Source organism: Micromonospora sp. NPDC049374 (assembly GCF_040677165.1).
Lineage (GTDB): Bacteria > Actinomycetota > Actinomycetes > Mycobacteriales > Micromonosporaceae > Micromonospora.
In genome coordinates, this window is sequence record NZ_JBFAQH010000023.1 from 61,445 (window position 1) to 68,780 (window position 7,336).

The 7,336-nt window shown below is 72.1% G+C and carries 6 protein-coding genes; 5 read left to right on the forward strand and 1 reads right to left on the reverse strand.

Annotation, left to right across the window (positions count from 1 at the left end; all coding sequences use genetic code 11):
* Position 1 precedes the first annotated feature (1 nt).
* From AB0J93_RS27760 to AB0J93_RS27780, 5 genes are all read left to right on the forward strand, one after another.
* The gene (locus AB0J93_RS27760; RefSeq protein ID WP_363925261.1) at positions 2-742 is read left to right on the forward strand and encodes a hypothetical protein; all 741 of its coding nucleotides are present in this window, start codon (positions 2-4) and stop codon (positions 740-742) included.
* Entirely contained in the window at positions 697-2,061 is a 1,365-nt protein-coding gene (locus AB0J93_RS27765) for an MFS transporter (protein ID WP_363925262.1), read from the forward strand. The genes AB0J93_RS27760 and AB0J93_RS27765 overlap by 46 nt, the downstream gene beginning before the upstream one ends.
* Positions 2,058-3,509 carry a hypothetical protein gene (locus tag AB0J93_RS27770; protein ID WP_363925263.1) on the forward strand — a complete coding sequence of 484 codons (1,452 nt, stop codon included), beginning with the start codon at positions 2,058-2,060 and terminating at the stop codon, positions 3,507-3,509. Before AB0J93_RS27765 ends, AB0J93_RS27770 begins: the two co-directional genes overlap by 4 nt.
* A gap of 149 nt (positions 3,510-3,658) precedes the next feature.
* Complete coding sequence (locus tag AB0J93_RS27775) at positions 3,659-5,911, forward strand: tetratricopeptide repeat protein (protein WP_363925264.1); 2,253 nt, start codon at positions 3,659-3,661, stop codon at positions 5,909-5,911.
* Between the two features lie 405 nt (positions 5,912-6,316).
* Positions 6,317-6,646 carry a hypothetical protein gene (locus AB0J93_RS27780; protein WP_363925268.1) on the forward strand — a complete coding sequence of 110 codons (330 nt, stop codon included), beginning with the start codon at positions 6,317-6,319 and terminating at the stop codon, positions 6,644-6,646.
* A gap of 15 nt (positions 6,647-6,661) precedes the next feature.
* Here the strand turns inward: AB0J93_RS27780 and AB0J93_RS27785 are convergent, their stop codons facing one another.
* The gene (locus tag AB0J93_RS27785) at positions 6,662-7,186 is read right to left on the reverse strand and encodes a hypothetical protein (protein WP_363925265.1); all 525 of its coding nucleotides are present in this window, start codon (positions 7,184-7,186) and stop codon (positions 6,662-6,664) included.
* Positions 7,187-7,336 lie beyond the last annotated feature (150 nt).

The following is a 7,336-nucleotide window of genomic DNA, read 5'->3' on the forward strand; positions in this document are numbered from 1 at the left end:
GGTGACGTCGGACCCGCTGGTGTGCTACGTCCACATCAACAAGAACGCCGGCAACAGCATCATCGAGGCGTTGCTGAACAACTACCCCGGCCAGTTCCGGCAGTACCTCGTGTCCGGCCGGAGAAGCAACGGGGGGCCGGGGGCCAAAACCGTCGACAGTCCGGACGAGGACGTGCGGCAGATCGTCTCGGAGATCGTCGAGAACCAGCACCGCCATGACGCGATCGCACTCAACCTGCCGGTCGGCGTCCACCGCAGGATCGGTCGACCGGTCCGGTACGTCACCATGCTGCGCGAGCCGGTCGACCGTTGCGTCTCCTACTGGTACTGGGCGTACCGCAAGCGCGACACCGGCAATCTCTGGGCCGCCCTCCAGGCCGGATTGCCCGACGGAGTGGCCGGGCTGCCGCTGCAGTTCCGTGACGACCAGGTGCGCTTCCTGTCCGGCACGACGAACGTCGAGACCACTGACGACGACCTGGCGCTGGCGAAGAAGGCCGTCGAGGAACACTTCGCCTTCGTCGGCACGGTCGAGCGGTTCGCCGAGTGCCAGGCCCGGCTCGGCGAGATGTTGTCCTGGAAACGGCCGGCCACGTTCCACCTGAACAGCGGCGACCGTGGCGACCACCGGCTGCTGCCGCCCGAGGCCATCGACATCTTCCGTGCCGCGAACACCCGGGATATGGAACTCTATCAATGGTTGACGCGAAGCTACCTGCCGTCGGTTCTCGGGCGGACCTGACCGGCGGCACGTCCACCCCGGCCAACGTCACGCCGCCGAGCGAGCCGCGCGTCGAACGCCTCGCCATCGTGGCGAACATGGTCATCGTCCCGCTCTGTTTCGCCACCGGACGACTCAGCGCGGACCTCGTCCAGCTGTACGGCGTGCAGACACTCGGCCTCACGCCGGCGCAGGTCGGCACGGCGTTGGGGTTGCTGGTGCTGAGCGTGCCCGCGCAGCTGCTCGCGGTGCGGCTGCCCCGGCGTCTCGGTTTCCGACGGACGATGCGGCTCGGATACGCGGGCGTGCTGCTCCTGCTGGTGCTGCTGGCCGCGGTGCCGGAGCTGAGCCGGTGGGGGACAGCGGCCGTGTTCGCGGCGTTCGTGGCGGTGCTGCTCGCCATCGAGGTGGCGATCTCGGTCAGCTGGGGTGTGGCGTGGCACCCGTGGATGCGGGCACTGGTGTCACCCGGTCGTCGACCACGGTTCGTCGCCCGGATGCAGTTCGCCACCCAGATCCTGAACGTGGTGCTGCTGCTCGGCTTCGGCCTGCTTGCGGGCGCCGTCGTCGACCGCAACGAGTACCGCATCCTCCTCGGGGTGCTTGTGGTGCTGCTGATCGTGTCGATCACGACGCTGGGCCGCCTGCCACGCACGCCGGTGCCGGGCGGCGCGCACCCGCAGGCCCTCGGCGAGCTGCGCGCCGCCGCCACCGGCCTGGTCGCCGACGGCCCGCTCCGTCGGCTCAGCGTCATCTTCCTGCTCGACACGGTGCTGGTGACGCCGCTGCTGGCGATCTACGCCGTGCTGCACCTCGGCATCCCCGCCGGCACCGTGGCGGTGATCCTCGCGGTACGCGGACTGGCCGCGCCGATCAGCCTGCTGGTCTGGAGTCGGGCCGCGCACCGGCTCGGCACGTACCGCCTCATCGTCTACACCATGGCCGGGACGGTGCTCACCCGCCTGCTGTGGGTCTTCGTGCCGACGACCGAGGGCACGGCGAGCGGGGCGAGCGTCGCCTGCTTCGCCGGCATCGTCGTCGTGTCCGCGGTCTGCGCCGCCGGCTACGGCAACGCCAACCTGACCACCTGGTACGACGCGGTGCCGGACCACCACTCCCGCGCGATGTTCACGCTGCGCGACGTGATCGCCTCGTCCAAGCTTCAGCTCTACTCGGCGGCCGGCGGCGCGGTGCTGGCCGCGACCGCCACCCTCGGCGCCGCCTCGTACGGCCCGATCCACGTCGACGCCTACAAGCTACTGATGCTGGCCGGTGTGCCGGTCGCGGTGGCGATCGCGATGCTGTCGCGGCGGGCGCAAGCAGAAGGGCCATCCCGATGAGTACCCACCCCCTGATCGAGTCGCTGCGGCCCCCGGTGGCCACGGTCCTGGACACGCTCGCCGCCGCCGAGGCGCGGTACTGCCTCGGCGAGGCCACCACGTTCGAGCCAGCGAAGATCCACGCGGCGTGGCCGGAGGTGTTCCGGTCGGAGACGGTCGACGCGTTGCGGGCCGCCGGCATCGCGGAGGATGCCGGGCGCCCCTTCGTCGCTCTGGTGCTCCAGGCGCTGATCGAGGCGGAGACCACTCGGCTGCACGCCCGCATCGCCGAGCGGGAGAAAGCAGTCACCGTCACCGACGCCAGCGGCGCACACGTCGATCTCGCCCGCGCTCGACGTCTCGCGGCACGCGACGCCACGGCCCCGCGACACCACCTGCACGAGCTGTACGACCGCGAGGTCGCTCCGCTGTGGCTGGAGGCGCAACAGCGGCGGCTGGCCGTCGTCACCGCGGCCGGCTACCGGGATCTGATCGACTACGCCGACCGGGTGCAGCGGCACGACCTCGGTCGGCTGGAGCGCGAGGCGCGGGGATTCCTCGACGCGACCCGGGCACGGTACGAGTCGATCTGGCGTCCCCTGTTCGCCGCCGGCTCCTTCTCGGTCGCCCAGCTCATCGGCGCGGCGCGCACCACCTTCGCCGACCCGGTGGACCTGGCGACCTGCCTGCCGCTGCTGCACGCCTTGGTCGGCGAGCTGGGGCTGGAGTTCACCCCGCGGATCCGGCTCGACCTGGACGCCCGCCCCGGCAAGGTGCCCGGCGCGTACTGCCTGCCGGTGCGGGTGCCCGACGACATCGTCGTCGCCGTGTCGGCCGCCGGCGGCGTGGGCGACTGCCGACCGCTGTTCCACGAGGTCGGGCATGCGCTGCACTTCGCGTACACCGGCCCGGAACTGCCGGTCGACGGACGCCGGATGGGCGACGAGGGACTGGTCGAGGGCTGGGGCGTGGTCACCGAGAACATGTTCCTGCATCACGGCTGGCTCCACCGGTCGTTCCCCGCACGCACCGCGGCGGCCCTGGGCCACGACACCGCACAACGACTGTTGATCGTCACCCGCGCCCAGTGCGTCCGGCTGCTCTTCGCCGTCGACGCCGCCCGCCGTCCGGCTGCCCCGGCGGAACTGCGGTCCCGGTACGACCAGTTGGCGGCCGAGCACCTCGGCGCGCGACCCGGACCGATCGAGTACCTGGACGTGCTCTGCGGCGATTTCGTCAGCGCCACCCGGCTGCGCTCCTGGGAGTTCGGCACCTCCATCGCCGGGCTCCTCGCGCACGAGATCGGTCCGGACTGGCCGGGCGACCCACGCGCCGGAAGGTGGCTGCGCGAGCACTGGCGGGTCGGGGTCACCCACACCGCGGCCGAGGCGATCGACCGGTGGGCCGCGCCACCGGTGAGCCTGGACGCGGTGGCGGAGAACCTGACCGACAGCATGCTCAACTCCTGACGACCCGGGCTGCCCGCCCGCCATCCCGGCCGTCGGGCCACGGCTCGACAACGGCAACGCCATCCAGTAGAAACCATCACCGGACATCCATTTCCCCGTCGAGAGGCCGACCGGTCCCCTTCGGACCGATAAGCCATGAGTGGATGGGCATGGCCCGGTTTAGTCAGATGGTGACGGCCCACCGGCGACGGCTCGGGTTGACCCAGGAGGATGTCGCGGCCGCCACCGGCCTGGCCGTACGCAGCATCCGGGACGTGGAGAGCGGGCGGGTGGCCCGTCCGCGCGCCTCGACCGTCCGGTTGCTCGCCGAAGCGTTCAACCTGTCCGCCGCCGACCGGGTCCACTTCATCCACGCCGCCGACCCCGACCTGGCCGGGCCGGCGGGGGAACGACCACAGCAACTGCCGCTGGCGGTACCGGGTTTCGTCGGCCGCTGCGCCGAACTGGAGACCCTCGACTCCGGTCGTCACCCGGAATCGGCGAAGCGGACGGCGGTGGCCATCTTCACGATCTCCGGGATGGCCGGGGTCGGCAAGACCGCGCTCGCCCTGCACTGGGCACACCGGGCCGCCGGCTGGTTTCCCGAAGGTCAGCTCTACGTCAATCTCCGCGGCTACGACGAGGCCGATGTCGTCGATCCGAGCGACGCCCTGCGCGGCTTCCTCGAGGCGCTCGGCGTGCCGACCACCGGCATACCGGCCAGCCTGGAAGCCCGCGTCGGACTGCATCGCAGCCTGCTGGCCGACCGTCGCATGCTGCTGGTGCTCGACAACGCGCGCGACACGGCGCAGGTCCGGCCGCTGCTGCCCGGTGCCGGCGGCTGCGTGGTCGTGGTGACCAGCCGGGACGAACTGTCCGGGCTGATCGCGGCGGAAGGCGCGCACCCGATCCGGTTGAACGTGCTCACCAGCACCGAGTCGATGAGTCTGCTCGCCAGTCGGCTCGGTGCCCACCGGCTGGCCGCCGAGCCGACCGCGGCGGCGGACATCATCGACTCGACCGGCCGGCTGCCGCTCGCATTGTCGATCGTGGCGGCGCGAATGGCGTTGCACCCCGGCTTCCCGCTCGACGCCTTCGCCGCCAGCCTGCGCCCCGACGAGGCGATGCTCGACGCGCTGGCCGACGGCGACGTACGAGCCGTCTTCTCCTGGTCCTACCTGGCGCTGAGCCGGCCGGCGGCCCGCCTGTTCCGCCTGCTGGGGTTACACCCCGGCCCGGATCTGACCGCCGAGGCCGCGGCGGCGCTCACCGGGGAGACCCCGGCGAGCGTCGGGTCGTCGTTGCGGGAGCTGACCCGGCTGCACCTGCTGGCCGAGCACCTGCCCGGCCGGTACGCCTTCCACGACCTGCTCCGGGCGTACGCGGCCGAACTGACCCGATCGACCGGGGAGGCCGACGAGTCGCGGGAGGCCCGTCACCGGCTGTTCGACTACTACCTGCACAGCTCCTACCCGGCGGCGGTGCTGCTCCAGCCACAGTGGCCGGCGATCGACCCGGTCCCCGCGGTGCCGTCGAACGTCAGGTCGCCGTCGGAGGACCACGATGCGGCGCTCGGCTGGTTCGCGGCGGAGCACCAGGTGCTGCTGCGGGCGGTGCGCCAGGCCGCGGAGACCGGCTTCGAGGCGTACGCCTGGCAGTTGGCCTGGGCGCTGACCACGTTCTTCGCCCCGCGCGGTCTCTGGCAGGATCAGCGCGCGGCCCAACAGGTCGCCCTCGCCGCGGCCGAACGCGTCGACGACCTCGCCGGTCAGGCCGTGGCGAACCGCCTGCTGTCCCGCGCGGAGACCCGCCTCGGCGACCTCGACGCCGCGGAGAAGCGGCTGCTGCGCGCCCTGGAGCTGCACCGGCAACTCGACGACCCGACCGGCCAGGCGCTGACGCTGCACAACCACGCCGAGGTCTGCTACATGCGGGGGCGACCCGAGGAAGGGCTGCGCCACGGTCAGGAAGCGCTGCGGCTGTACCGGTCGGTCGGCAACCGTGCCGGGGAAGCCCGGGCCCTGAACGCGGTCGGCTGGCTCTACGCCGCCACCGGGGACTACCCACGGGCGATCGAGAGCTGCACCGAGGCGCTCGCCCAGCAACGGGCCAGCGGCGACCACAACGGCCAGGCGGCGACGCTGGACAGCCTCGGTTTCGCCCACGCCCGGCTGGGCGAGCACGATCGGGCGGCCGACCGCTACGAGGAGGCCATCGCGCTGTTCCGGGAGTCCGCGGACCGCTACCACGAGGCCGAGACCCTGCAGCGGCTCGGTGAGGCGCGCGAGGCGACGGGCGACGTCACCCGGGCCGTCGACGCCTGGCGACGAGCGGCGCAGATTCTCGACGATCTCGGTGACCCGGCGGCCGAGCACGCCCACCGCGTCCTGTCGCGCCTGACCACCACCCTGACCGCCCGCTGACCACCGCGCTGCCTGGGCGCAACGGCGCGGCGGACGTGCTGTGCGCGCGGCGGACGCGCTGCGCGCGCGGCGGACGTGCTGTGCGCGCGGCGGACGCGCTCGCGGGTTGCGGCTGTGCTCGCGTGTCGCGTGTCGCGGGTCGCGTGTGTGATCGCGGGTTGCGGCTCTGGTCGCGGGTTGCGGCATCTTGGGGTTTCAGCGGAGCGGGAAGGCGCAACATGCCGTATCTCGCGAGCATGGCCGCTCATCGGATGGCCAGCGTCGCGGCTCGGGTCTGTGGGCTCCGGTTCGCGAGTTCGTACATGCGCTTCATGCTCGTGGTTCGCCGGTTCGCCGGTTCGCGCTGGCGGGTTGCGCTGGCGGGTTGCGGCATCTCGGGCTATCAGCGGAGCCGGAAGGCGCAACATAGCCGCAACCCGGGAGCGTGGCGGCCGGACGGCGGCCAGCCGGCGCGTCGGTGCGGGCAGCGGCGAGGCCCCGCACACACCGCTGCGACCGATGTGGTGCTGCCGGGCCTGCGGGCAGCCGTGGCCGTGCGGCCCGGCGCGACTGCGCCTGCGGACGGAGTACGACGCCGACCGCCCCGGGCTGTCGATCTACCTGGCCGGCCTGATGTACGAGGCCATGCGCGACCTGTACCACTTCAACGCCCACGACGCTCCCGAGCCGGGGGTGCTGTTCGACCGGTTCCTCGCCTGGGCGCGCCGTCGGCCTGCGGTCGACCCGCCGACCTGACGCGCAGGCGGTTTCTCAGGGGCGGGCCGGGCTTGCGGTGCGCAGCGAAGCGACGATGTGGCGCTCGGCATCGGCCCAGGTGGGCGTGGGTCGGCCGTAGGCGGGCACCGATCGGCGCTGGGGTCCGAAGAAGTACTGGTGGGCGACGGCGCCCCGGATGGCGGCGTGCACCTCGCGATGGTCGTCGACGAAGTGGGTGAGCGCCAGGTCGAGGCAGTGGGCCCGCTTGTCGGCCCGCGCGCGGCAGAACCGGACGTGGTCGTGGGGTATGCCGCTGCGTCGGTGGAAGTCGTGGGCGGCGAGCCAGCGCAGGGTACGGGCCTGAACGCGCGGGCCGCACTTGGAGACCAGCCACACCCGGCCGCCGAACTGGGGGACGAGGCGGGCGATGGTCTCGACGGCACCGGGCACCTCGGGGGTGGCCAGCATGGTCGCCTCGTCCCCGCTGAAAAAGGCGGTGTCGCCGCCGCCCGGGTGGGCGGGGCCGTCGATGATGACCCGGCCGATGTCGATGCCGAGCCGAGGATGGGTATCCGTCATGGGACTCAGAATGCGACGCGCTGGCCCGAGGTGGAACTATTATTTGGCATCGCCTCTATAGAGCCTGTTTCTGATCTTCCTGACGGGCGTTGTGGTAGGTGCCAGGGAGCTCGGCGTGGCGGCTATCAATCGGTGACGGGCTCTTGGTAG

Coding starts and splice junctions, on each gene's coding strand:
- AB0J93_RS27785 (WP_363925265.1), bottom strand. CDS start 7,186: ATGACGGATACCCATCCTCGGCTCGGCATCGACATCGGCCGGGTCATC.
- AB0J93_RS27765 (WP_363925262.1), top strand. CDS start 697: ATGGTTGACGCGAAGCTACCTGCCGTCGGTTCTCGGGCGGACCTGACC.
- AB0J93_RS27775 (WP_363925264.1), top strand. CDS start 3,659: ATGGCCCGGTTTAGTCAGATGGTGACGGCCCACCGGCGACGGCTCGGG.
- AB0J93_RS27770 (WP_363925263.1), top strand. CDS start 2,058: ATGAGTACCCACCCCCTGATCGAGTCGCTGCGGCCCCCGGTGGCCACG.